21 protein-coding genes are annotated in these 22904 nt (G+C 62.2%); 16 read left to right on the forward strand and 5 right to left on the reverse strand.

Translation table 11 applies throughout. The features are described from left to right. Positions 1-63: 63 nt before the first annotated feature. From SLT36_RS15545 to SLT36_RS15555, 3 genes are all read right to left on the reverse strand, one after another. Positions 64-531 (reverse strand): GNAT family N-acetyltransferase, encoded by a 468-nt coding sequence (locus tag SLT36_RS15545; protein ID WP_432283429.1) that lies wholly within the window; start codon positions 529-531, stop codon positions 64-66. Between the two features lie 303 nt (positions 532-834). After that, the gene (locus SLT36_RS15550; RefSeq protein WP_192316555.1) at positions 835-1512 is read right to left on the reverse strand and encodes a DsbA family oxidoreductase; all 678 of its coding nucleotides are present in this window, start codon (positions 1510-1512) and stop codon (positions 835-837) included. Positions 1513-1540: 28 nt separating this feature from the next. Next, a complete protein-coding gene (locus SLT36_RS15555; RefSeq protein WP_432283430.1) occupies positions 1541-3361 on the reverse strand; it encodes an extracellular solute-binding protein in 1821 nt (606 codons plus the stop codon). 234 nt (positions 3362-3595) lie between these two features. Between SLT36_RS15555 and SLT36_RS15560 the strand changes: the two genes are divergently transcribed. Then, positions 3596-4222, forward strand: a complete 627-nt coding sequence (locus SLT36_RS15560; protein ID WP_067966575.1) for an invasion associated locus B family protein — start codon at positions 3596-3598, stop codon at positions 4220-4222. A gap of 74 nt (positions 4223-4296) precedes the next feature. On the opposite strand, the gene hspQ is transcribed toward SLT36_RS15560, so the two are convergent. After that, on the reverse strand, positions 4297-4620 hold the full coding sequence (gene hspQ / locus SLT36_RS15565) for a heat shock protein HspQ (RefSeq protein ID WP_067962194.1): 324 nt from the start codon (positions 4618-4620) through the stop codon (positions 4297-4299). Positions 4621-4886: 266 nt separating this feature from the next. Here hspQ and SLT36_RS15570 point away from each other — a divergent pair, with 266 nt between their 5' ends. Further along, on the forward strand, positions 4887-5849 hold the full coding sequence (locus tag SLT36_RS15570; RefSeq protein ID WP_432283431.1) for an AEC family transporter: 963 nt from the start codon (positions 4887-4889) through the stop codon (positions 5847-5849). A 2-nt stretch (positions 5850-5851) separates the two neighbouring features. Here the strand turns inward: SLT36_RS15570 and SLT36_RS15575 are convergent, their stop codons facing one another. Continuing rightward, positions 5852-7075 carry a UbiH/UbiF family hydroxylase gene (locus SLT36_RS15575; protein ID WP_432283432.1) on the reverse strand — a complete coding sequence of 408 codons (1224 nt, stop codon included), beginning with the start codon at positions 7073-7075 and terminating at the stop codon, positions 5852-5854. Positions 7076-7467: 392 nt separating this feature from the next. On the opposite strand from SLT36_RS15575, the gene pcsA reads away from it, so the two are divergent. The 14 genes from pcsA to SLT36_RS15645 all read left to right on the forward strand — a co-directional run bounded on the left by pcsA (position 7468) and on the right by SLT36_RS15645 (position 22881). Continuing rightward, positions 7468-8208, forward strand: a complete 741-nt coding sequence (gene pcsA / locus SLT36_RS15580) for a phosphatidylcholine synthase (RefSeq protein WP_067962191.1) — start codon at positions 7468-7470, stop codon at positions 8206-8208. A gap of 4 nt (positions 8209-8212) precedes the next feature. Next, on the forward strand, positions 8213-9190 hold the full coding sequence (locus SLT36_RS15585; protein ID WP_432283433.1) for a quinone oxidoreductase family protein: 978 nt from the start codon (positions 8213-8215) through the stop codon (positions 9188-9190). A 101-nt stretch (positions 9191-9291) separates the two neighbouring features. Beyond that, positions 9292-10869, forward strand: coding sequence for an ABC transporter ATP-binding protein (locus SLT36_RS15590; RefSeq protein ID WP_432283434.1), 1578 nt, complete (start codon positions 9292-9294; stop codon positions 10867-10869). Beyond that, a complete protein-coding gene (locus SLT36_RS15595) occupies positions 10869-11969 on the forward strand; it encodes an ABC transporter permease (RefSeq protein ID WP_432283435.1) in 1101 nt (366 codons plus the stop codon). The genes SLT36_RS15590 and SLT36_RS15595 overlap by 1 nt, the downstream gene beginning before the upstream one ends. Further along, complete coding sequence (locus tag SLT36_RS15600; protein ID WP_432283436.1) at positions 11962-12876, forward strand: ABC transporter permease; 915 nt, start codon at positions 11962-11964, stop codon at positions 12874-12876. The genes SLT36_RS15595 and SLT36_RS15600 overlap by 8 nt, the downstream gene beginning before the upstream one ends. Before the next feature lie 109 nt (positions 12877-12985). Further along, positions 12986-14056, forward strand: coding sequence for a BMP family ABC transporter substrate-binding protein (locus SLT36_RS15605; protein WP_432283437.1), 1071 nt, complete (start codon positions 12986-12988; stop codon positions 14054-14056). Between the two features lie 169 nt (positions 14057-14225). Beyond that, positions 14226-15062, forward strand: a complete 837-nt coding sequence (locus tag SLT36_RS15610) for a sugar phosphate isomerase/epimerase family protein (RefSeq protein WP_432283438.1) — start codon at positions 14226-14228, stop codon at positions 15060-15062. A 252-nt stretch (positions 15063-15314) separates the two neighbouring features. Further along, entirely contained in the window at positions 15315-16193 is an 879-nt protein-coding gene (locus SLT36_RS15615; RefSeq protein ID WP_432283439.1) for a branched-chain amino acid ABC transporter permease, read from the forward strand. A gap of 41 nt (positions 16194-16234) precedes the next feature. Then, positions 16235-17998 (forward strand): branched-chain amino acid ABC transporter ATP-binding protein/permease, encoded by a 1764-nt coding sequence (locus tag SLT36_RS15620; protein WP_432283440.1) that lies wholly within the window; start codon positions 16235-16237, stop codon positions 17996-17998. After that, on the forward strand, positions 17991-18695 hold the full coding sequence (locus tag SLT36_RS15625; RefSeq protein WP_432283441.1) for an ABC transporter ATP-binding protein: 705 nt from the start codon (positions 17991-17993) through the stop codon (positions 18693-18695). The genes SLT36_RS15620 and SLT36_RS15625 overlap by 8 nt, the downstream gene beginning before the upstream one ends. 6 nt (positions 18696-18701) lie before the next feature. Further along, complete coding sequence (locus tag SLT36_RS15630; RefSeq protein ID WP_286288295.1) at positions 18702-19244, forward strand: thioesterase family protein; 543 nt, start codon at positions 18702-18704, stop codon at positions 19242-19244. Further along, positions 19241-20854, forward strand: a complete 1614-nt coding sequence (locus tag SLT36_RS15635) for a GMC family oxidoreductase (protein ID WP_432283442.1) — start codon at positions 19241-19243, stop codon at positions 20852-20854. The genes SLT36_RS15630 and SLT36_RS15635 overlap by 4 nt, the downstream gene beginning before the upstream one ends. 55 nt (positions 20855-20909) lie before the next feature. Next, a complete protein-coding gene (locus tag SLT36_RS15640) occupies positions 20910-21854 on the forward strand; it encodes an aldo/keto reductase (protein WP_432283443.1) in 945 nt (314 codons plus the stop codon). 130 nt (positions 21855-21984) lie between these two features. Further along, complete coding sequence (locus SLT36_RS15645; protein ID WP_432283444.1) at positions 21985-22881, forward strand: enoyl-CoA hydratase; 897 nt, start codon at positions 21985-21987, stop codon at positions 22879-22881. Positions 22882-22904: the final 23 nt, after the last annotated feature.

Raw genomic sequence — 22904 nt, forward strand, 5'->3', positions numbered from 1 at the left:
GTGCGCCTGGGATAGGGACCGGCATCGCCAGGGGCGCGATGCCGGAGCAGCCGCTGGATTGGATCAGGTGTCCGTAAGGCGCAACGTCATGTTCCAGCGGTCCAGCCCTGGTGCGAAACCATCGGGCGTGACTCTCGAGGCGGTGAAGCCGAATTTCTCATAGAAGCCATGGGTGTGTTGGCTGGTGTCCAGGATCAGTTCTGCGATGCCAGGGATAGCGCGTGCCTGCGCCAATCTGGCCTGCGTCAGTCTGGTCCCCAGACCCTTTCCGTGAAACACCCTGTCGACCATTCCCCATGCCAAGCTGGCGCGTTTGCGTTCTGGCTCGACTGCCAGCCCGCCACAGGCGATGACCGACCCATTGCGTGCGAGCACCAGATAGGGCCAACCTTCGGTATCGATGCTTTCCAGAAATTGGCAAAAGTCCGCGCGCTCTTCCGGTGCAGAGAAGGTCGGCACGTTGCTGTCGAATATCGCCAGACAGGCGGCAAAGTCTTCGGCCACGTAGGGCCGGGACGTTATGTCTTTCATTGCGGAAATTGCCTCGAACGATCGCGGTTACTTGCGTAGCCCAATTGCTGTTTCTGGCCAAGAGTGGCCTGAGCAGGCGAGGGGTGTCACGCTCACGCGTCGTCGCGAATTCACACAAGGCCCTTGGCCGCTCCATGCCGTGGCGTTGATGAAGCCATCAACCCCCGATGTCGGCCCCAACGGGCACTGATGCTCCATCTCTGGCACTGCTCATCGCCAACACAAAAAAAAGCCCCGATCGCAGAAGCGAAGGGGGCTTTGGATACATTGTATCACACTGACCGGCGCAGCGGCCGGGCGGGCTTAGTTGAGCGTCGGCTCGCCGGCAGCCTTTTCGGCTGCCACCTGGCGAATGGCATCGGCAAGGGTGGCCGAGTCCTGGGCGCCCATGACCGCGTATTTGCCGTCGAGCAGGAAGCAGGGCACGCCTGTGATCCCCATGCGCGAGGCGGTGACGATCTCGTTGGTGACGTCGTCGCGGTCGGCGTCGGTGGCGAGCAGCGATTCGACGACCGCCGTATCCATGCCGGCTTCACGCGCTGCTTCGACCAGCACGGCGTGGTCGCCGATGTTCTTGCCCTGCTCGAAATAGAGGCTGAACAGCAAACGCGCGAGCTTGTCCTGCACGCCGTCTCCCGAAGCCGCTGCCCAGCGGATGAGGCGGTGGGCGTCGAGCGTGTTCGGCGCAACCGTGATGGCGTCGAAGTCGAACGAGATGCCTTCGACAGCACCCAGCGAGACCAGATTGGCGTGGACCTGTTTCAGCCGGTTCTCGTCCGAGAATTTCGCCAGCATGTAGGCCTTGCGTTCCTTGCCCTCGGGCGGGATCGTCGGGTCGAGCTGGAACGGGCGCCAATGCACCTCGGCCTTGATGTCGGGCAGGCTGACGAGCGCGTTTTCGAGGCGCTTCATGCCAAGAAAACACCACGGGCAGACAACATCCGAGACGACGTCGATGGTGATCCGGTTCTGTTCAGTCATGGAAAAGTCCTTAGCTCAAGCAGTGCGATTAACCGCCCTGACTCCACCAGACCGGCAACTGATAGCCAAATATGGGTGTTTTTTCCGGATGTTTTAGTCTCTTCGCAAATGCGATCCACTGCTCGGAGTTGTGTTGGAACGGCACCATGTAGTTGCCGGAGATCAAGAGACGGTCGAGGGCACGCACCGCAGCCACGAAATCTTCCTTCTCGCGCGCCTTGAGCATTGCGTCGATCATCGCGTCGACGGCGGGGCTGGAAACGCCGGCAAGATTGAATGAGCCAGGCTTCTGGGCCGACGACGAGCCCCAGCGCCCGATCTGTTCGATGCCCGGCGACAGGGTGCCGGTGAAGCCTGTGACGCCGATCAGCGCGTCGAATTCGAAAGCCTGCTTGCGTGACTGAATCTGGTCGGCTTCGAGCGCGCGGATGGTGACCGCGATACCGAGCTTTTCCAGCGTGCGCTGGTAAAGCGCGGCGAGCCGCTGCTCGGCCTCGGACGAAGTCAGGATCTCGAAGGCGAAGGGCGCGCCTTGTGCATCGAGCATCTTGCCCCCCTGCAAGGTGTAGCCGGCGGCCTTGAACAGCTCGAATGCCTGTTTCATCACCTTGCGGTCCTGGCCGGAGCCGTCGGTGACAGGTGGACGCCATGTGCCGTCCATGATGTCGGGGCGCACCGCATCTGGGAAGGGCGCCAGCAGCGCCTTTTCCTTGTCGTTGGCCGGCACGCCAAAGGCGGAAAGCTCCGAACCCTGCCAATAGCTGACGGTGCGCTCATATTTGCCGGCGAACAGGTTTCGGTTGGCCCATTCGAAGTCGTAAAGCATGCCGAGCGCCTGGCGAACCTCAGGGTTGGCAAATTTCGGCAGCCGGGTGTTGAACACGAAGCCGGTGACGACAGGCGGAAGGCCGCTCTTGAAGGTCTCGGCGACGATGTCGCCGTTCTTGAAGGCAGGGAAATCGAAGCCACGCTCGCGCTTGACCGGATCGGCTTCGGTGAAGGTGTCGCAGATGCCCTTCTTGAACGCCTCGAACTGGGCCGCGGCGTTGAGGAAATACTCGATGGTGATCTGGTCGTAATTGTCGAAGCCGCGCTTGGACGGGATGTCGCGTGCCCAATATTCGGGATTGCGCTTGAAGACGATGCGCTCGCCGGGCTTCACTTCAGCAACCGTATAGGGGCCGCTGCCGACGAGCGGTTTCAGCGTGGTCTGGTCGAACGTGTCCTTGGAGAAGGCGTGTTTGGGCACGATCGGCGTCAGCGCGATGATCAGCGGGAATTCGCGGTCGGCCTTGTCATTGAAGGTGAAGCGGACGCTGTTGTCCCCGGTCTTTTCGATCTTCTCGATCTTGGCCATGCGGTCGCTGTAGGGCGGGCGTCCCTTTTCGGTGAAGACCTCATAGGCGAAGATGACATCGTCGGGCGTGATCTGCTGGCCGTCCGACCACTTGGCGTTGGGGTCGAGGTGGAACTCGATCCATTTGCGCTCTGGGTCGATGTCGACCGACTTGGCAGTCAGGCCGTAGATGCTGAAGGCCTCGTCGGCACTGCGCTGCATCAGCGATTCGAAGACGAGATTGCCGTAGATCGTATCTATCATGCCGCGCGCGGTGGTGCGCAGGCTCTTGATGATGAACGGGTTGAGATTGTCGAAGCTGCCGATGACGCAGTAGGTGATCTTGCCGCCCTTGGGGGCGTCGGGATTGGCGTAGGGAAAGTTCTTGAAATCGGCGGGCAGGGCAGGCGTGCCATGCATGGAAAGGCCATGAACGGGCTCGGCCAGGGCGGCGCGCGGCGCCAGAATTGCGATGGCGGCAGTGGCAACCAGCAGCGAAAGAGTGCGTCTCACGACGATTCTCCACGAATTCGGGGAAGCTTTGATGATTCGAAGCGTAGCTCAGGCGTATGTGGCCCGTCCATTGCTGGCTCAAGGCACAAGAAATGCATGGAAACAGGCTGGATTCGCGGCTCGCGGCAGTGTAACACGCGCGGCGAAGTCATGCTGTTGCCTCATTTGCCCAACAGGTAGCGTCGACACACGGCTAGGGCCGGTTCCGGGATTGTTTGAGAGGAATTCATGAAGATGACGAGCCAGAAATTCGACGGTCTCCGCCTGTCGGCCTTGGCGGCTGGCGTTGCCGGTCTGCTGGCGTCGGGCCTCGCGCCGGCCGCTGCGCAGCAGCAGCAGGTGCCGCAGGGCTGGTTCAAGGCCTGTTCCAAGCAGGCTGACGTCGATATCTGCAACGTGCAGAACATCCTGACCGCGAGCAACGGCCAGCTGGTCACCGGCATCTCGATGATCGAGCTCAAGGGCAAGGTCAACCGCAAGGTGTTCCAGGTCACCGTGCCGAGCGGCCGCCTCATCCCTCCGGGAATCGGCCTGCAGGTCGATGGCGCCAAGGCCCAGAAGCTGGAATACGTGATCTGCTTCCCGGACCGCTGCGTGGCCGAGATCGCCCTGACCGACGCGCTCGTCGGCTCGTTCAAGAAGGGCACCGACCTGACCCTGACCTCGATCAACTTCCAGAACCAGCCGAACCCGATCAAGGTTTCGCTGTCGGGCTTCACCGGCGCCTTCGATGGCGAGCCGCTGAAGCAGTCGGACCTGGAAGACCGCCAGAAGAAGCTCCAGGAGTTCGTGTCGAAGAACAACGAGGACTTCGCCAAGAAGCTCAAGGAAGAACAGGACAAGGCCAAGACGGCCAACTGATCGACCTGACCATATCGAATTGAAAAAAGCGGGGTTTCGGCCCCGCTTTTTTGTTGCATATCAACTGGTTGCGTCTAGTGGCTGCTACGCGCCTTGGGGGCGTAGTGACCATCCGCTGTCTTGTCGAAAAACTCACCGACCTGCGGATGCCGCACCGGCTCGCCGGAGCTGTCCTCAAGCAGGTTCTGCTCGGAGACATAGGCGACGTATTCGGTCTCCGCATTCTCTGCGAGGAGGTGATAGAAGGGCTGGTCACGCCGCGGGCGCACGGCAGCGGGGATCGCGTCGTACCACTCCTCGGTGTTGGCGAATTCGGGGTCGACATCGAAGATCACGCCCCGGAACGGGAAGACCCGGTGGCGCACCACCTGTCCGATCGAGAATTTTGCCGTCTTCATGGATCACCTGCACCGCGTGAGAGTTGCCAATTCACACGCGCTTTCAATCGCTTAGGACACAGTCGAGGTCGATCTTTCCGTTCGGCCCCTGAGATTGCGCCCTTCCAAGTTCCTATTTGGCGCAGCAAGGCAGCCATTTCAATGGCATAGCGGCTTGACGGCCGGTCCGGCGGCACGATACCGGCTGACAGCAATGCTCCATCGCGCGTCCGTTGCCGTTTGGCGGCGAACGCGCCTTTTCCAGCACGCGAAGCGGGAAAGCGCCGATGTCTGAGGTGATCGGTCTGGTCTTGCCCTTTTTCGGGCTGATTTTCATGGGTTTCGTCGTTGCCCGGATCACCCGGCAGCCGCTGGAAGCGCTCGGCTGGATGACGACCTTCATCGTTTATGTCGCCCTGCCGGCGCTGTTTTTCCAACTGCTGGCCAAGACGCCGTTCGAGCGGCTGACCGAATGGAGCTACATTTCAGGCGCTGTGTTCTCGACCTTCGTCATCTTCATGCTGATGTTTACGGCCTCCTGCATCCGAGGGCGGGGCGAGATCGCCGAATCGACGATCAAGGGGCTGGCGTCGGCCTATGGCAATATCGGCTATATGGGCCCAGGTCTGGCGCTGCTGGCCTTCGGCGAGGAGGCGGCGGTTCCGGTCGCACTGATCTTCTGTTTCGAAAACATCATGCATTTCACCGTAGCACCAATGATGATGGCGCTGGCCGGCGACGAGCCGCGCTCGCCGATGAGCGTTGCTCTGGACGTGGTCAAGAAGATCGCCTTTCATCCGTTCATCATTGCAACGGCGATCGGCGTGCTCGCGGCCTATGTCGAATTCCGGCCGCCCCTGCCTGTCGAACGCTTCCTTGAATATCTATCGCGCGCGGCAGCACCCTGCGCATTGTTTGCCATGGGCGTGACGCTGGCCTTGCGGCCGTTGAAGCGGGTGCCGCATGAGATGGTGCCGATCGCGCTGCTCAAGCTGATCCTGCATCCGCTGCTGTGCTACGTCGTGCTGAGTTGGGTTGGCAATTTCGAGCCGGTCTGGCTGTTCTCGGCCATGCTCATGGCGGCATTGCCGACGGCGACCAATGTCTTCGTCATCGCCCAGCAATATGGCGTCTGGGTTGAGCGGGCTTCGGCCAGCGTGCTGGTTACCACCTGTCTGTCTGTCTTGACGGTGACCGGGCTGCTTTACGCGATCCAGCACGGCATTTTGCCGCCGGATCTCTTTCCGTAAGCTCAGTCGGTGGCAGCGTCGCCGCCGCGGCGCGGCGAACGAAGCCCGGCGACGGCCGAGGAAAAGCCGCTACCCGGGCGCAGGCCTTCGCGCATGAAGAAGGCACGGAGTGGCGAGAAGCCGCCGAGAACGTTGAGGCCGGCGCTGCGCGCCAGCTGCGCCGGCAGCATGTCGGACAACAGCGACCTGTTGAGCAGGTTCACCGCGCTGGTGCGGGCAACAATGTCGGGACGCCGTGCGGCATCATAGGCTGCCAGCGCTTCTGGAGCCCCGGAATCGTCGCGATGTTTGGCTGCCGTTTCAACGAGCTGGTCGACATCCCTGATGCCGAGATTGAGCCCTTGCGCGCCGATCGGCGGAAACACATGCGCTGCTTCGCCGACCAAGGCGATGCGGTTCTGCGCGAAGCGCCGCGGCAAGGATGTCGACAAAGGGTAGATCTGGCGTCCGCCCTCGACCGTGACGCGGCCGAGCATCGACTGCATCTGCTGCTCGACACGTTGCGACAGCGCATCGTCGCCGACGCTGGCGAATTCCTTGGCGGTCTCGGGTCTGAGCACCCAGACAAGGCTGGAGCGGCGGCCGGGTAGCGGCACTTGGGTGAATGGCCCGGTTTCGGTGTGGAATTCGGTCGAAGTGAAGGCGTGGTCACGACTGTGGACGAAGTTCAGCACAAGAGCGGCCTGTGGCAGCGACTGCGCCGAGGCCGAAATGCCGGCGGCCTGGCGGGCCGGTGAATTCCTGCCATCGGCGGCAACCGCCAATGGCGCTTCAACCAACGTGCCGTCCGAAAGCGCGGCAATCACCTTGCTGGGCTCAAGGGACCAGTTGTCGACCATGGCGCGGCGCCACTCGATACCCGAATGGGCTTCGACCGCCTTTTCCAGGACTGCATTGAAGACGCGGTTCTGGAAGTTCAGCCCAAAATGCTCTTCGCCGATCTCGCCGGCGCGGAAGGTGACCATCGGACTGCGGATCAGCCGCGACGTGCCGTCGATGATGCGCATCACCTTGAGGGGAGCAGCATCTGGCTCGAGCGAATCGAGCATGCCGAGCGTGGCCAGGAACTTCAGCGCCGGCACCATCAGAGCTGTGGTGCGGCCATCGTCGGTCCGGGCCGACGGTCCGGCAAGCACGACGTCGAAGCCGGCCTTGGCAAAGGCGAGGGCTGATATCAACCCCACGGGCCCGGTGCCTGCCACCAGAATTCTCGTGTCGACGCTCATCGGCAGCCCATGCTGTTCCAGTGCTGTCTCAGCACCTCGGTTTTCCCGGTATATTGCAGGCCTAAGCCATTGATCAACGCGGCGATTCATCCCATTCGGTCGCAACAGTCGATCCCGGCGCAATTTCAGCCAGCCTGATAACTTGCCGGCTCATCACGCCGAAGTGGATGAAGCAGTGTTGGCGCCGTGACAAGGCATTTTCGGTTTGGCTTTCGTCTTGTCTGGAAAGCGACGCTGCTATTAAGTGCCGGAATGGCAAGGGAGACTACCGATGGCAAACAGGAGGCACGATGACTAGAGAATTCGTGCAATCATGCCGCAACAGATTTGCTCCATATGCTTGGTCATGTTCATCCACTCGGCTCAATTCTGCAAAATGATCGGCGGGAAACGTGAAGCCTAAGAAAGTCACATGGCCGCAGGCGCGGGCCTTTTCGGTCCATCTTCTCACCGCATCGGGTTCGTTCCTTGCCTTCCTGTCGCTGGTTGCGGCGAGTGAGGAGCGCTGGACGGCGATGTTCTGGTGGCTGGGTCTCGCTCTTTTCGTCGACGGTATCGACGGACCGATCGCGCGCAAGCTCGAGGTCAAGGAGATCCTGCCGACATGGTCGGGCGAACTGCTCGACAACATCATTGACTACGTCACCTACGTCCTGATCCCTGCCTTCGCGCTCTACCAGAGCGGCTTCATGGGAGAGGGGCTGTCGTTCCTGTCGGGCGCGATCATCGTGGTGTCGAGCGCGATCTATTATGCCGACACCGGGATGAAGACGAAGGAGAACTTCTTCAAGGGCTTCCCGGTGGTGTGGAACATGGTGGTGTTCACGCTGTTCGTCATCGAGCCGGGGCAATGGGTGTCGTTCGCAGTGGTGGTCATCGCCGGCATACTGACCTTCGTTCCGATGAACTTCCTGCATCCGGTGCGGGTCGTCAGGCTTCGCAACATCAACCTGCCGATGACGCTGATCTGGTGCGCGTTTGGCGGTGTCGCGCTGTGGCAGGCCATGGATGCCAGCGAATGGGTCAAGATCGGCATCGCCATCAGCGGCATCTACCTGTTCTTCATCGGTGGCGTTATGCAATTTTTCCCCAAACTCGGCGGCGAGCCGGCAATCGAGACAGAGAAAGACTGACGACGTGCCCAAAGCCATACGCGTTCACGCCCACGGCGGCCCCGAAGCGCTTGTCTATGAAGAGGTTGAGATCGCCCGACCGGGGCCTGGCCAAGCGCTCATCCGCCATACCGCGATCGGCCTGAACTTCATCGACGTCTATTTCCGCACCGGGCTTTATCCTGCACCCGCTGGCATGCCGTTGACGCCTGGCGGCGAAGCGGCCGGCGTGGTGCTCGAACTCGGCGAGGGCGTGAACTGGCTCTCTGTCGGCGACCGCGTCGCCTATTCCATTCCGACGGGCGCCTATTGCGAGCAGCGCGTGATTGCCGCCGACAAGCTGGTCAAGCTGCCCGACGGCATCAGCGACGAGCAGGCGGCGGCGATGATGCTGAAGGGCATGACCGCCGAATACCTGCTGCTGCGTACCTTCAAAGTGAAGCCCGGCGATACGGTTCTTTACCACGCGGCCGCCGGCGGCGTCGGCCTGATCCTCGGCCAGTGGGCAAAGCACCTCGGCGCGACAGTCATCGGCACCGTAGGCTCGGACGACAAGGGCGAGCTTGCCAAGGCGCATGGCTTCGACCACGTCATCAACTATCGCAGCCAGGATTTCGTCGCCGAGGTGGCTGCCATCACCGGCGGCAAGAAATGCGACGTCGTCTACGATTCCGTCGGCAACGACACCTTTCCCGGCTCGCTCGACTGCCTCAGGCCGCTCGGCACATTCGTCAGCTTCGGCCAGTCCTCGGGGCCGATCCCGCCGTTCAGCATTTCGCTCCTGGCCCAGAAGGGCTCGCTGTTTGCCACCCGGCCGACGCTGTTTGTCTACAATGCGCTGCGCGAAGATATGGTAAGGTCGGCTGACGCATTGTTCGATGTGGTGCTGAGCGGCGCCGTCGAAATCAGGATCAACCAGCGTTATGCGCTACGCGACGTGGCACAGGCTCATGCCGATTTGGAAGGCCGCAAGACGACGGGGACGACGGTTCTTATCCCTTGAGTTTTCGCTAGAATTCTTGAAGCTCTTTCAACTTCTGACATGCTTTGCGCCGGGAGCAGGACGCGCCTACCATGCTCCTGGGAACATAAAAAAGAACTGACATGGGAGGCGTTGTGGACACAACCCCTTTAGCCAATGGTCGGAACCTGCTTGAGGTTCGCGGCCTGACGAAGATATTCGGCACGTTGAAGGCGTGCGACCAGGTCGACCTGACCATCGCCAAGGGCGAAATCCATGCCCTGCTCGGTGAAAACGGCGCCGGCAAGTCGACACTGGTAAAGATGCTGTTCGGCTCGCTCGAGCCAAATGCCGGCGAAATTGCCTGGAACGGACAGCCTGTCAGGATCACCAGCCCAGGCGTCGCCAAGAAACTCGGCATCGGTATGGTTTTCCAGCATTTTTCGCTGTTCGAGGCGCTGACGGCCGCCGAGAACATCGCGCTATCGCTGGCCGACGACACGCCGATCAGCACCATTGCTGCCAAAGCGCGTGCACTGTCCTACAGCTACGGCCTGCCGCTTGATCCGGACTCGCTTGTCGGTGATCTCTCGGTCGGTGAGCGCCAGCGCATCGAGATCATCCGCTGCCTGCTGCAGACACCCGACCTGATCATTCTCGACGAGCCGACTTCCGTGCTGACGCCACAGGAAGCCGACAAGCTGTTCGAGACGCTGGAGCGCCTGCGCTCCGAGGGCAAGTCGATCCTCTACATCTCACACCGGCTCGATGAAGTCCGCCGGCTTTGCGACAGCGCCACGATCATGCGGCACGGCAAGGTTGTGGGCCACTGCAATCCCCGGGTCGAAACACCGTCCTCGCTGGCTCGCATGATGGTCGGCACCGAGGTCAAGAACGCCGAGCGCACCACGGCATCGGTGCGCGGCGAGGAACTGCTCAGCATCTGCGGCATGAGCCGCAAGCCAGCCGGGCCGTTCTCGATGCCGCTCAAGAACATCTGGCTGAGCGTCGCCGGCGGTGAGGTCATCGGCATTGCCGGTGTCGCGGGCAACGGCCAGGGAGAACTGTTCGAGGCGATTTCGGGCGAGGCGCTGCAGGAAAGCGCAGACGCCGTCCGCATTCGCGGCAAGTCGGCCGGGCGCATGGGCATCTCGGCGCGGCGTCTGCTGGGGGCGGCTTTTGTCCCGGAGGAGCGCCTCGGTCATGGTGCTGCGCCGCGCATGCGGCTGTCTGACAATCTCCTGCTGTCGCGCCACAGCACGGACGGCAAGGCGTTTGTCGGTACCGGCGGAATGGTCAAGTCTGGTGCTATCCAGAAGGCGGCACAGCGCATCATCGAGGTTATGGACGTGCGCAAGAGCGCGCCCGATCCGGAGGCCGCAGCCCTTTCAGGCGGCAACCTGCAGAAATTCATTATCGGCCGCGAGCTCGATCGCCATCCGTCGGTGATGGTGGTCAACCAGCCGACCTGGGGCGTCGATGCCGGTGCTGCGGCGCGCATCCGCCAGGCACTGATCGAACTCGCCCGCAATGGTTCGGCAGTGCTGGTGATCAGCCAGGATCTCGACGAGCTGTTTGAAATCTCCGATGCCATCGCTGTCATGCACAATGGCGAGCTGTCCAAGCCGATCCCGATCGCGGAGGCCACGCTAGAACGTATCGGTCTGTTGATGGGCGGCGCCGAACCAGGTCACCTCGACCCTGCGAAGGAGGTGGCGTGATGCGTATCGAACTCGTCAAGCGTCCCGAACGCTCCAAGTTGTTCGCGGCACTTTCACCCTTCATCGCGCTCGGGCTGACGCTGATCGCCGGCGCGATCATGTTCTCGCTGCTCGGCAAGAACCCGGTCGAAGCGCTCTATTATTATTTCATCGATCCGCTGCGTGAGGTCTGGTCGCTGCATGAGCTGGCGGTCAAGGCGGCACCGCTGATCCTGATCGCGGTTGGCCTGTCGATCTGCTACCTCTCCAACAACTGGAACATCGGCGCCGAGGGCCAGTTCATCATCGGTGCCATCACAGGCTCGATTCTGCCGGTCATGTTCCCCGATTTCCAGTCGTGGATCGTGCTGCCGCTGATGCTGTTGATGGGTGTCGCCGGCGGTGCCGCCTATGGCGCTATTCCGGCCTATCTCAAGGTGCGCTTCAACACCAACGAGATCCTCACCAGCCTGATGCTTGTCTATGTCGCGCAGCTGTTCCTCGACTGGATGGTTCGCGGACCCTGGCGCAACCCGGCAGGCATGAACTTCCCGGAGACGCGCACCTTCAGCCCAAGTGCCGTGCTGCCCGAGATCTTGTCGGCATCTGGCCGTGCCAACTGGGGTTTTGTCTTCGCCATCGTCGCGGCTATCGCGCTTTGGTTCATGCTGTCGCGTACCTTGAAAGGCTTTGAGGTGCTGGTGCTCGGGCAGAGCCCTCGTGCGGGACGTTTTGCCGGCTTCTCGCAATCGCGCATGGTGTTCTTCGCCTTCCTGGTCTCTGGCGGCCTTGCAGGCCTTGCCGGCATCTCGGAAGTCTCCGGCGCCATCGGCCAGCTCCGGCCGACTATTTCGCCCGGCTACGGCTTTGCCGCGATCATCGTTGCCTTCCTCGGACGCCTGAACCCGCTCGGCATCATCGCCGCTGGCCTGGTGTTGGCGCTGTCTTATCTGGGCGGCGAGGCGGCGCAGATATCGATCGGCGTGTCGGACAAGGTGGTTCGCGCCTTCCAGGGCATGCTGCTGTTCTTCGTTCTCGCTTGCGACACGCTCATTCTTTACCGCATCCGCTTTGTTGGCGCCTCTGCTGCAAAGACCGTGGAGGCCAGGCAAAATGTTTGAAGATATCCTGATAACGATTGCGACGGCGGCAACCCCGCTCTTGATCGCAGCCGTCGGCGAAGTGGTGGTCGAGCGCTCAGGCGTGCTCAATCTCGGCGTCGAGGGCATGATGGTGATGGGGGCGGTGACCGGCTTCGGCGTGGCGCTCGCCACTGAGTGTCCATGGCTCGGCGTTCTCGCCGCCATCATCGTCGGCGCGCTGTTTTCGCTGCTGTTCGGCTTCTTGACGCTGACGCTGGTGACCAACCAGGTGGCGACCGGCCTCGCGCTGACGCTGCTCGGTCTCGGCCTTGCCGGCATGCTAGGCGAGAGTTTCGTCGGCCTGCCCGGCATCAAGATGAGCTATCTCTACATTCCCGGCCTCAGCGACCTGCCCGTGGTGGGCAAGCTTCTGTTCGGCCAGGATCCGCTGTTCTACGTCTCGATCGCGCTGACCGCCGGCGTGGCCTACTTCCTGTTCCGCACCCGCGCCGGCCTGACCCTGCGTTCGATCGGCGACAACCATAGCTCGGCGCATGCGCTCGGCATCAAGGTGATTGCCATCCGCTACATGGCGGTGATGTTCGGCGGCGCCTGCGCCGGTCTCGCCGGCGCCTACCTGTCGCTGGTCTACACGCCGCAATGGAACGAGAACATGACGGCCGGGCGGGGCTGGATCGCGCTGGCGCTTGTCGTCTTCGCCTCCTGGCGGCCATGGCGGGTGCTTGCTGGCGCCTATCTTTTCGGGGCGGTTTCGATCGGCCAGCTGCATGCCCAGGCACTGGGCATCGGCGTGCCGTCGCAACTGCTTTCTTCGCTACCCTATCTGGCGACTGTCGTTGTCCTTGTGCTGATTTCGCGCAACAGGCGACTGACGATGGTGAACACTCCGGCTTCATTGGGGCGGCCGTTTGTGCCAGATCGCTAAGGACATGATTTCGACTCGAACCTGCATGGCGGTTTGAAGTAAAGATCATGTCTGTGGGACTATAAAAGGATGGGATAGTGCCCCGGGCAACCACTAGAGGAACAAAAGTATGAAGAAGACAATTTTGTCGTTGGCAGCGGCTGCCGCCGTCATGTCGTTCGGCACCGTGGCGGCCGAGGCCAAGGTGAAGGCCTGCTGGATCTATGTCGGTCCGATCGGTGACTTCGGTTACTCTTACCAGCACCATCAGGGCCTGCTGGAAGCCAAGGCCAAGTTCGGCGACGAACTCGAAACCGCCTATCTCGAAAGCGTGCCGGAAGGTGCCGACGCCGAGCGTGCCATTGAACGTTTCGCGCGTTCGGGCTGCAACATCATCTTTGCGACGTCCTTCGGCTACATGGATCCACTCAACAAGGTCGCCGGCAAGTTCCCCGACGTGAAGTTCGAGCATGCCACCGGCTACAAGCGCGAGCACCCGAATGTCGCGACCTACAACTCGAAATTCCATGAAGGCCGCTACATCCAGGGCGTGATCGCCGCCAAGGAATCAAAGACCGGTGTTGCCGGCTACATCGCCTCCTTCCCGATTCCGGAAGTGGTGATGGGCATCAACTCGTTCATGCTCGGCGCGCAGTCGGTCAACCCCGACTTCAAGGTCAAGGTGGTGTGGGCCAACACCTGGTTCGACGCCGGCAAGGAAGCCGACGCCGCCAAGGCTCTGATCGACCAGGGCGTCGACATCATCACCCAGCACACGGATTCGACCGCGCCGATGCAGGTTGCGACCGAGCGCGGCATCAAGGCGTTCGGCCAGGCTTCCGACATGATCAAGTTCGGCCCGACCACGCAGCTGACCTCGATCGTCGACGACTGGGGCCCGTACTACATCGAGCGCATCAAGGAAGTCATCGACGGCACCTGGAAGCAGAGCGATATCTGGGGCGGCATGAAGGAAGGTCACGTCGTGATGGCGGCCTATGCCAACATGTCGGACGAGACCAAGAAGCTGGCCGAGGAAACCGAAGCCAAGATCAAGTCGGGTGCCTTCAACCCATACACCGGTCCCGTAACCAAGCAGGACGGCACGGAATGGCTGAAGGCCGGCGAAGTGGCCGAGGACGGCGTGCTGCTCGGCATGAACTTCTACGTCAAGGGCGTGGACGACAAGCTGCCGCAGTAAGCGGAGCGGTATCGGCTGCGGGACGTCTCGCGGTCCAAGGAAAGCCCCTGGTCACCCCGGGGGCTTTCTTGTCTCAAGCGTCAAGCCGCTGGCGCCTAGTCCGAATGGACCTGTATCCCTGATGCCGCAGGGACATTTTGGGCCGATTGCAGCCAGCCCCGGGACGATCATGACGACACGCGAATTCATCTGCAGCTCGCACACCATCAGCGGGGTGATGCCCGGAAGCCCGGTTGCCTCGCGCCATGGCTTTGCCGAGCGTATCGAGGCCTGTGGGGTGGCTGGTTATTCCGGCATGTGCCTGCATTTCCGCGACTATGCCGAGCAGCGGGCGCGTGGGTTTGGCGATGGCGAGCTTCGCGCCATTCTCGATGCACATGGCATGAAGCATGTGTCGGTCGAGTTTCTGACCGACTGGTTCATGGACGGCGAGGCGGGGCATGTTTCCCGCCGCAACGAAGAGACGGCGTTCCGGGCGGCGGCCGCGTTCGGCGCCAAGGTCATCAATGTCGGGCCCGATCTTGGCGAACGTGGCATATCGCTCGAGACGATGCAGCGGAAATTCCGCGACCTCTGCGGCCGGGCGGTCGAACATGGGTTTTCGATCGCGCTGGAACTGGTGGCCTGGGGCAATGTACGGGACGTAGACACGGCGCTGGCGATCATCGGCGACATTCCCAATGCCGGGCTGGTCATCGATTCGTGGCATGTCTTCCGCGCCGGCGTGCCGTTGGCGGATCTCAGGCGGATTGCCGCGAACAGGATCCTGTGCGTGCAGGTGAACGATGCCGGCAAGGTGCCGGTCGGCCAGCGCTCGGCCGAGACCATGAACCGCAGCCTGTGCGGGCAGGGCGCATTCGATCTTTCCGCCTTCGCGGCGACGCTGGATGACATGGGCGTTGCCGCGCCGTTCAGCGTCGAGGTGATTTCGCCCGAACTCGCGGCTCTCGACCTGAATGAGGCGGCGAAAATTTCGTTCGACGCGGCGCGGAACTGCTTTTCCTGACCATTGGGGCCAAAGGGTTGCGGCCATGGATGACGTCGACAAAGTCGGCGTCTGAACAACCGCGTCCGGACCTTGCACGGGGCGACCGACCGCACCGTTTTCCTGCAATTGTCGTTAGTCCGTTCGAACGATGTTGCGGGCGTCGCTGGCACGCATAAGCTGACCTCAAAATACGCCTTCCTCGTCAGCGTTCCGGGCTTGCCCGCGGTGCAGGCAGGGCGGGTTCATAAGTGAGGTCAGGGAGGCGAGCTTATGCTCAGCGAAATACTGATCATCGTGATACGCGGGATGGCCATCGGGTCGATCTTTGCCACCATCGCGATGAGCTTCAATATCGTCCATGGCGCGACCAACATCTTCAACTTCGCCCAAGGCAACATGTTCATCCTCGGCGGCTTCGCCGCCTATTTCCTGGCCAACCAGGTCGGGCTCGGCCAGTGGAGTCTGATGCTGCTGCTGACTGGCTTGGGCATCGCCGCAGTCGTCGCCGTCCAGGGCTACATCACGCTTTTGCCGCTGCGCTCGTCGGTCGAGCAGGACAGCTGGCTGATCTCCACTGTGTCGGTGTCGGTCATCGTCGCTGCATTGCTGATGATCACGCAAGGGCCGTTCGCCTATTCGGTACAGAGCATCGTGCCGAGCTTCCGTGTCCTCGGGACGCGCACGCCAGGTGCCTATGCGCTGGCGATCGCGGCGATGTTCTTCTGGTTCTTCGCATTGCGCTACTTCCTGCGCCGCACCTTCATCGGTCTCGCCATCAGCGCGCTGTCGCAGGATTTCGACGCCGCGCGTGCTGCCGGCCTGCCGGTGCGCCGGCTGCAGCTCATCTCCTTTGCAATCAGCGGCCTGATGGTCGGCACCGTCGGCTTCCTCGTGGCGCCCGTTATCTCGGTCAGCCCCGATGCCGGCCTGAAATATGTGCTCAACGGCTTCGTCGCTGCCGTCGTCGGCGGCATCGGCTCCAATGCCGGCACGCTGATCGGTGGGCCTCTTGTGGGCGTGGTGGCGATGCTGACGGCCTACAAGGTCGGCGGCGCCTATCAGGACCTCGCATCGCTGCTGGTTCTGGTGCTCATCCTGATGTTCCGGCCGCAAGGCCTGTTCGGGCGCGTCGGCGCAAGGCGGGTGTGACCATGCAGGCGACCGCAAACGTACAAACCGGACCCGTTTCCATGGCTGAAACCAAGCCGAAAGGCCGCTTCAACTCCGACCTGACGCAGGTCTGGATCGGCGTTGCGCTGATCGCAATCACCGGTTTCGGCCCGGTGATTGCCGGCAACTCCTACTGGATCCACACCTTCCAGCTGGTGAACATCTATATTGCCGCCGCCATCTTCCAGAACATGCTGTTCGTCGATGCCGGCCAGAAGTCGTTCGGCCAAGGTGCCATCCTTGGTTTGGCCGCCTATGTGACGGCAATCCTGTTCGGCCTGCATGGCTGGTCATTTGCCGCAGCCTCCATGGGCGGCCTGATTGCTGCAATCCTCGGCGGGCTGCTGTTTGCGCTGCCGGCTTTGCGGGTGCAGGGCTTCCACCTCGGCTTCGTTACCATGAGTGCGGCGATCGTCTTCCCGCAGCTTCTGGTGACGCTGGACAAGTGGACCAACGGCATCAACGGCATCAGCGTCACGGTACCGGCGCTGACCAATCCCATCGTGGGCAGCATGTCTCCCCTGGCGATCGCCGTCGCTGTGTTCCCGATGATCGCGCTGTTCGTGCACTACGGGATCCGCCGCTCGAAGCTCGGCCGCAGCATGTTCGTGGCGGCGCTGAGCCCGGAAGCGGCGCGTTCACTCGGCATCAAGCCGGGCGTGATGCGCTTTCTTGCCTTCATCGTCGCCTCTATTGGTACCGGCATCTGCGGCATCCTCTATCTGCCGACGGTGGCTTTCGTCAGCCCCCAGGGCTTCAACATCGAACTGTCCTTCGTCTTCTTCTTCGCCGTCGTTGTCGGCGGCCGCGGACAGATGCTCGGGCCGATCATCGGCATCTGGATCGTCTACATCCTGCCGAACATCCTGCTGGCCGGTTTCGTCGAATACCGCCTGCTGATGTATGGCTGCCTGACGCTTCTCGCTGTGATGGCTTTCCCCGATGGCATCGTCGGCTCCGTCGAGCGCCTGCGCGCCAAGCGCAAGCAATCAGGCGGCGGCGAGCAGGCCTTCCGCATCGACGGGTTTCTCGCCGACCTGCAGGCCGGCAAGACGGTCCGCGAGCCGAGTGACGAGATCGCCGTCGAGGTGCGCAACGGCACCAAGAAGTTCGGCGAGGTGGTGGCCGTCAGTGCCGTCGACCTCAAGGTTCGCAAGGGCGAGGTGCATGGCCTGATCGGCGCCAACGGCTCGGGCAAGACCAGCCTGCTCAACGTGCTGAGTGGCCTGTCGCGCCTGAACACCGGCTCGTTCATGATCAACGGCATCGATGCAACCAATATGGCTGCCGACCGCATCGCCAATATGAGCCTGGGCCGTACGTTCCAGGCACCGCGGATCTTCAGCCAGATGTCGCTGTGGGACAATCTGAAGATCGGCATCGATGCACGTGTGGGTCCGGCCAGCACGGACATCACGGCGCTCGCCCAGGCGATGGAAGAAAGCTTCGGCCAGGATAGTGCGACGCTGCTGTCGCACGGACAGCGCCGCCTGGTGGAGGTAATGCGCACGGTGCTCAAGGAAGCAACCATCGTGCTGTTCGACGAGCCGGCTGCCGGCCTGTCGCAGAGCGAGCGCACCAACTTCGCCAATCTCGTCAAATTCCTGAGCCGCCAGATGGGCAAGACCGTCATCCTGGTCGAGCACGATCTCGACTTGGTGTGGGGCATTGCCGACACCATCACTGTGCTGGAACAGGGCCGGGTGGTTTCTTCAGGCAAGCCGGACGTAGTCGCCAAGGACCCGGCTGTGCAGCATATGTTCGTGGGGTCGCGCCATGCTTGAGGTCAAGAATCTGGTCGCAGGCTATGGCACCATTCCGGTGCTGCGAGATGTGTCGCTGACCGCAAAGGCGGGTGAAATCCTGCTCATCGGCGGCGAGAACGGCGCCGGCAAATCGACGCTGATGCGGGCGATCGCCGGCTTCAACAAGCCCGACAGCGGCGACATCCTGCTCGACGGCAGGCCGATCGGCGGGGTCGCGCCAGAAAAGGTGGCGCAGTCGGGCCTGCGGCTGGTACTCGACGGGCACCGCGTGTTTCCCGAGCTCAGCGTGTTCGACAATCTGCGCATGGGCGCTGCGGCGCGTCGCGGCGATCGCGCCGGCTTCAACAATGCGGTCGAGGAGATTTACTCGGTCTTCCCGATCCTGAAGGAAAAGCAGAAGCTCTACGCCCGCGATTTGTCGGGCGGGCAGCAGCAGATGCTGGCCTTGGGACAGGCATTCATCGCCCAGCCCAAGGTGCTGCTCTGCGACGAACCGTCGATGGGCCTCGCCCAGGCGCTGCTGCCACCGATCCTCGCCTTCCTGCGCCGCTGGGCGCAGACGGGCACGGCAGTGGTCATCGTCGAGCAGCATCTCGCGGTAACCGCGCCCTATGCCGACCGCGCCATGATCATCGAGCGCGGCCAGGTGAAGTTTTCGTGCCTCGCCTCCGAACTGGACGAGAAGCTGAACGCTCCGGCTGTCGCGGCGGAGTAAGGGCTGATGAACGACGAGGGCGCGGTCGGGGACCAAGTTTCGGGCGCGAATGCCGGAGACCCTGAAAACGGGCCGCGTGCCTATATCAGTTTCCGGGGGCAGGTCGAGCCGCGCTGGCTCGACGTCAACCGGCACATGAACGTGTCCTGGTACGACCACGTGTTCGATATCGCCGAAAGCGACCTGTTCGAGGTCTTTGGTATCCATGACGACTACATCAGGCGCACCAGCTACAGCTTCTTTCGGCTGGAAAAAAGCGTTCGCTACGAACGGGAGTTGATGCCGGATGCAAAGCTGGAAGCCCGCAGCGTCGTGCTGTGGACCGACCTGAAGCGCGTCCACCACTTCCACGAATTGTGGAATGTCGACCAGAATTACCGCGCCGCGACGGTCGAAGGCCTGTCGATCCATGTCGACCTGCGCCTGCGCAAGGCAGCCAGGATCGTCGAGGCTGCCGTGGCCGATCCGCTGACAAGGCTTGCCCAGGAGCACGCGCGCCTGCCGTGGCCCAAGGGCGTGGCGCGGCGAGACTTCAGGGCAAGGACGTGACGTTCAGCGACCTCGAATTCGACTATGTTGTCGTCGGCGCAGGTTCGGCCGGCTGCGTGCTCGCCGCACGCCTCTCCGAGAACCCCAATGTGCGGGTTGCCGTCATAGAGGCCGGCGGGCTGGACAAGGACATGTTGATCCGTATTCCGGGCGCCAATGTCGTGACCGGCACGCATCCGGCCTACAACTGGAGCTACGAGAGCGAACCGGTGCAGGCGCTGGGCGGCCGCAAGCTCTATTGGGCCCAGGGCAAGCTCGTCGGCGGCTCCAGTTCGATCAACGGCATGATGTACATGCGCGGCCACCGGCGCGACTACGACAACTGGAAGGCGCTGGGCAATGACGGTTGGGGTTATGACGATGTTCTGCCCTATTTCAAGAAATCCGAGACCAACGAGCGTGGCGCCAACGACATTCATGGCGGCAGCGGGCCGATGCAGGTGTCGAAGGGGCAGGGCACTGCCCCCGTCTGCGACATGTTCCTCGATGCGGCGGCCGGCGAAGGCTTGCCGCTGACCGACGACCTCAACAAGGACGCGGCCCAAGCCTTCGGTCATGTCGACCTGACCATTGGCAAGGGCAAGCGTTCAAGCACGGCGGCGGCCTTCCTGCACCCGGCGCTGAAGCGGCCGAACCTGACGCTGATCGTCAACGCCCCGGTCAAGCGGGTAGTGATCGAGGCGGGAATCGCCACCGGTGTGGTGTTTGCCCATGAGGGCCGGCCACGCGTGGCGCGCGCGGTAAAGGAAGTGATCCTCAGCGGCGGCGCAGTCAACTCGCCGCAATTGTTGATGCTGTCGGGCGTGGGCGACGCGGGCAGCCTGCAGCGTCTCGGCATCAAGGTAAACGCAGACAGGCCCGAGGTCGGACAGAACCTGCAGAACCACCCGATGTACCGGTTGATGTACACGACGACCAAGCCGGTCAGCGCCTACAGTCACGTCAAGCCTTGGGGCGCATTGAAGGCCGGCGCGCAATATGTGTTCCAGCGTCGTGGCGTGCTGAGCCGCGGGCTGTTTCCAACATCAGGCTATTTCCACGCCGTCGAGGGCGATCCCGGCAGCGAAATCCAGGTCTGCATGGCACCGGCCACAGTGATCCGCCGTGGCCCTGGGGTGCTCGGTATCCTGCCGCGGGAACATGGCTTCACGCTGTTGCTCAACCATGGCGCGCCCTACAGCCGGGGCCAAGTCACACTCAAGTCGGCCGATCCGATGGCGCATGCCGCGATCTCGCCGAACTATTTCTCTGATCCGCGCGATCTCAAGATCCTCACGGAGGGAGCCGCCCGGACGCGTGCGATCGTCAACCAGCCGGCTTTGCGCAATGTGCTCGCCAAGGAACTGTTGCCGGCGCGGCCGATCCGTTCGCTCGACGACATCGCAGAGGACATTTTGGCGACGGCCGTGACGCACTACCATGCCGCCGGCACCTGCCGAATGGGTGCGGACACAGACTCGGTGGTCGATCCGCAACTGCGGGTGCGTGGTGTCGAAAGGCTGCGTGTCGCCGACGCGTCGATCATGCCGGTGCTGGTCAACGGCAACACCTATGCCGCGACAGTCATGATCGCGGAGAAGGCGGCCGATATTATCAAGGCGGCTGCCTAGGCTGTTTGCCTGCGAAATAAGATAGTTAGCGAACGAAGATGATGGAGTAGAAGAGATGGAAAAGCGCGTTCTCGGCCGCACGGGCCTTGAGGTTTCGGTTGTCGGTCTCGGCTGCAACAATTTTGGCGGCATGATCAGGAGTCTCGACACCGAGGGCGCCCGCAAAGTGGTGCATGCCGCGCTCGATGCCGGCATCACGCTCCTCGACACCTCGGATTCCTACGGCGTCAATGGTGGGTCGGAGATCACTTTGGGCGAGGTGCTCGGCGACCGGCGCAAGGATGTAGTGTTGGCGACCAAGTTCGCCTCGCCGCTCAACCGCGAGAAGAGCAATCGCTACAACGGATCGCGCGGCTATATCATGAATGCTGTCGAAGACAGCCTGCGCCGGCTCAAGACCGACTACATCGACCTCTACCAGTACCATTTCCCCGATCCGCAGACGCCGGTCGAGGAGACGCTGCGGGCGCTCGACGATCTCGTGAAGCAGGGCAAGGTCCGCTATCTCGGTTGCTCGAACCTGCCGGCATGGATGCTGGTCGATGCCAGCTGGACTTCGCGCCATCACAATCTGCACAGCCTGCAATCCACCCAGGCCGAATACAATCTGATCTCGCGCACGGCCGAGACCGAGCTGTTCCCGGCGATGCACCGCACGGGCATGACGCTTTTGCCCTATTTCCCGCTGGCGAGCGGCCTCCTGACCGGCAAATATCGCAAGGGTCAGGCGCTGCCGGAGGACACGCGCATGAACATGGCCTATTTCAAATCCGGCCTGACCGACGCCAATCTCGACAAGGTCGAGAAGCTGATCGGTTTCAGTGAAGCGCGCGGACGCACCATCCTCGATCTGGCGTTTTCCTGGCTGGCCTGCCAACCGATCGTTTCCAGCGTGATTGCGGGTGCCACCCGTCCCGAGCAGGTGGTGGCCAATGCCGCGGCTGCCTCGTGGAAGCTGACGGCAGCGGAGCTCGCCGAGATCGACACGATCTGCAAATGATCGTGCGGCAAGTGATTGTGCGGCGCACAAAGTTGCCGGCGCTTTAGTCCCTTTGGACGATTGCACCCCTTGGCGGGGAACGTAATTTCCCCGGAGCTACCAAGTTGAATTGTCAGCGGAAACCCTTGATATGAGCGATCTGGTTGAGCCGCGTACGGCAGACATCACCTATGAGACGGGCGAGCCGGTTCTCTACGAAACCGAGGGACCGATCGCCTGGGTGACGATGAATCGCCCGACGTTCAACAACGCCCAGAACTCACAGATGACCTATGCGCTCGACGACGCCTTCAAGCGCGCAGTCGACGACGATACGGTGAAGGTCATCATCCTGCGCGGCGCGGGGAAGCATTTTTCTGCCGGCCACGACATCGGCACGCCGGGGCGCGACGTCAACAAGACCTTCGACCGTCGCCTGATGTGGTCCGACCACACCAACAAGCCGGCTGCCGAAATGCTCTACACCAGGGAGCACGAGGTCTATCTCGGCATGTGCCGACGTTGGCGCGACATCCCCAAGCCGACGATCGCACTTGTGCAGGGCGCCTGCGTCGCCGGCGGGTTGATGCTTGCCTGGGTCTGCGACTTCATCGTCGCCACCGACGATGCCTTCTTCCAGGATCCGGTGGTGCGCATGGGCATTCCAGGCGTCGAGTATTTCGCACATGCCTTCGAGCTGCCGCCGCGCGTCGCCAAGGAATTCCTGATGATGGGCGAACGCATGCCGGCGTCACGCGCCGAGCAGTTCGGCATGGTCAACAAGGTGGTGACCCGCGACGAACTGGAAGGCGCCGGTCGGGCCATGGCCGAAAAGCTGGCGCAGTATCCGCGCCTCGGCCTCTGGCTGTCCAAGCAGGCGATCAATCATGTCGAGGACCTGCGCGGAAAGCGCACCGCCATGGACGCGCATTATCACATGCATCATTTCGCCCATGCCCAGAACGATCTGACCACCGGCAACACGCTGGGCGGACAAAACGCCAAGAGCATGGCCGCCGCCAACAAGAAGCAGGCCGGCGAGGCCTGAGCCCGCTGCCGACCAACGGGAAT

This window comes from Aminobacter sp. BA135 (genome assembly GCF_050859125.1).
Classification (GTDB): Bacteria; Pseudomonadota; Alphaproteobacteria; order Rhizobiales; family Rhizobiaceae; genus Aminobacter; species Aminobacter ciceronei.

What these genes read in the sequence shown, in the direction of transcription:
- SLT36_RS15545 (WP_432283429.1), bottom strand. Translation starts at nt 531, where the DNA reads ATGAAAGACATAACGTCCCGGCCCTACGTGGCCGAAGACTTTGCCGCC.
- SLT36_RS15550 (WP_192316555.1), bottom strand. Translation starts at nt 1,512, where the DNA reads ATGACTGAACAGAACCGGATCACCATCGACGTCGTCTCGGATGTTGTC.
- SLT36_RS15560 (WP_067966575.1), top strand. Translation starts at nt 3,596, where the DNA reads ATGACGAGCCAGAAATTCGACGGTCTCCGCCTGTCGGCCTTGGCGGCT.
- hspQ (WP_067962194.1), bottom strand. Translation starts at nt 4,620, where the DNA reads ATGAAGACGGCAAAATTCTCGATCGGACAGGTGGTGCGCCACCGGGTC.
- SLT36_RS15570 (WP_432283431.1), top strand. Translation starts at nt 4,887, where the DNA reads ATGTCTGAGGTGATCGGTCTGGTCTTGCCCTTTTTCGGGCTGATTTTC.
- SLT36_RS15575 (WP_432283432.1), bottom strand. Translation starts at nt 7,075, where the DNA reads ATGAGCGTCGACACGAGAATTCTGGTGGCAGGCACCGGGCCCGTGGGG.
- SLT36_RS15590 (WP_432283434.1), top strand. Translation starts at nt 9,292, where the DNA reads ATGGGAGGCGTTGTGGACACAACCCCTTTAGCCAATGGTCGGAACCTG.
- SLT36_RS15595 (WP_432283435.1), top strand. Translation starts at nt 10,869, where the DNA reads ATGCGTATCGAACTCGTCAAGCGTCCCGAACGCTCCAAGTTGTTCGCG.
- SLT36_RS15600 (WP_432283436.1), top strand. Translation starts at nt 11,962, where the DNA reads ATGTTTGAAGATATCCTGATAACGATTGCGACGGCGGCAACCCCGCTC.
- SLT36_RS15605 (WP_432283437.1), top strand. Translation starts at nt 12,986, where the DNA reads ATGAAGAAGACAATTTTGTCGTTGGCAGCGGCTGCCGCCGTCATGTCG.
- SLT36_RS15610 (WP_432283438.1), top strand. Translation starts at nt 14,226, where the DNA reads ATGACGACACGCGAATTCATCTGCAGCTCGCACACCATCAGCGGGGTG.
- SLT36_RS15615 (WP_432283439.1), top strand. Translation starts at nt 15,315, where the DNA reads ATGCTCAGCGAAATACTGATCATCGTGATACGCGGGATGGCCATCGGG.
- SLT36_RS15620 (WP_432283440.1), top strand. Translation starts at nt 16,235, where the DNA reads ATGGCTGAAACCAAGCCGAAAGGCCGCTTCAACTCCGACCTGACGCAG.
- SLT36_RS15625 (WP_432283441.1), top strand. Translation starts at nt 17,991, where the DNA reads ATGCTTGAGGTCAAGAATCTGGTCGCAGGCTATGGCACCATTCCGGTG.
- SLT36_RS15630 (WP_286288295.1), top strand. Translation starts at nt 18,702, where the DNA reads ATGAACGACGAGGGCGCGGTCGGGGACCAAGTTTCGGGCGCGAATGCC.
- SLT36_RS15640 (WP_432283443.1), top strand. Translation starts at nt 20,910, where the DNA reads ATGGAAAAGCGCGTTCTCGGCCGCACGGGCCTTGAGGTTTCGGTTGTC.
- SLT36_RS15645 (WP_432283444.1), top strand. Translation starts at nt 21,985, where the DNA reads ATGAGCGATCTGGTTGAGCCGCGTACGGCAGACATCACCTATGAGACG.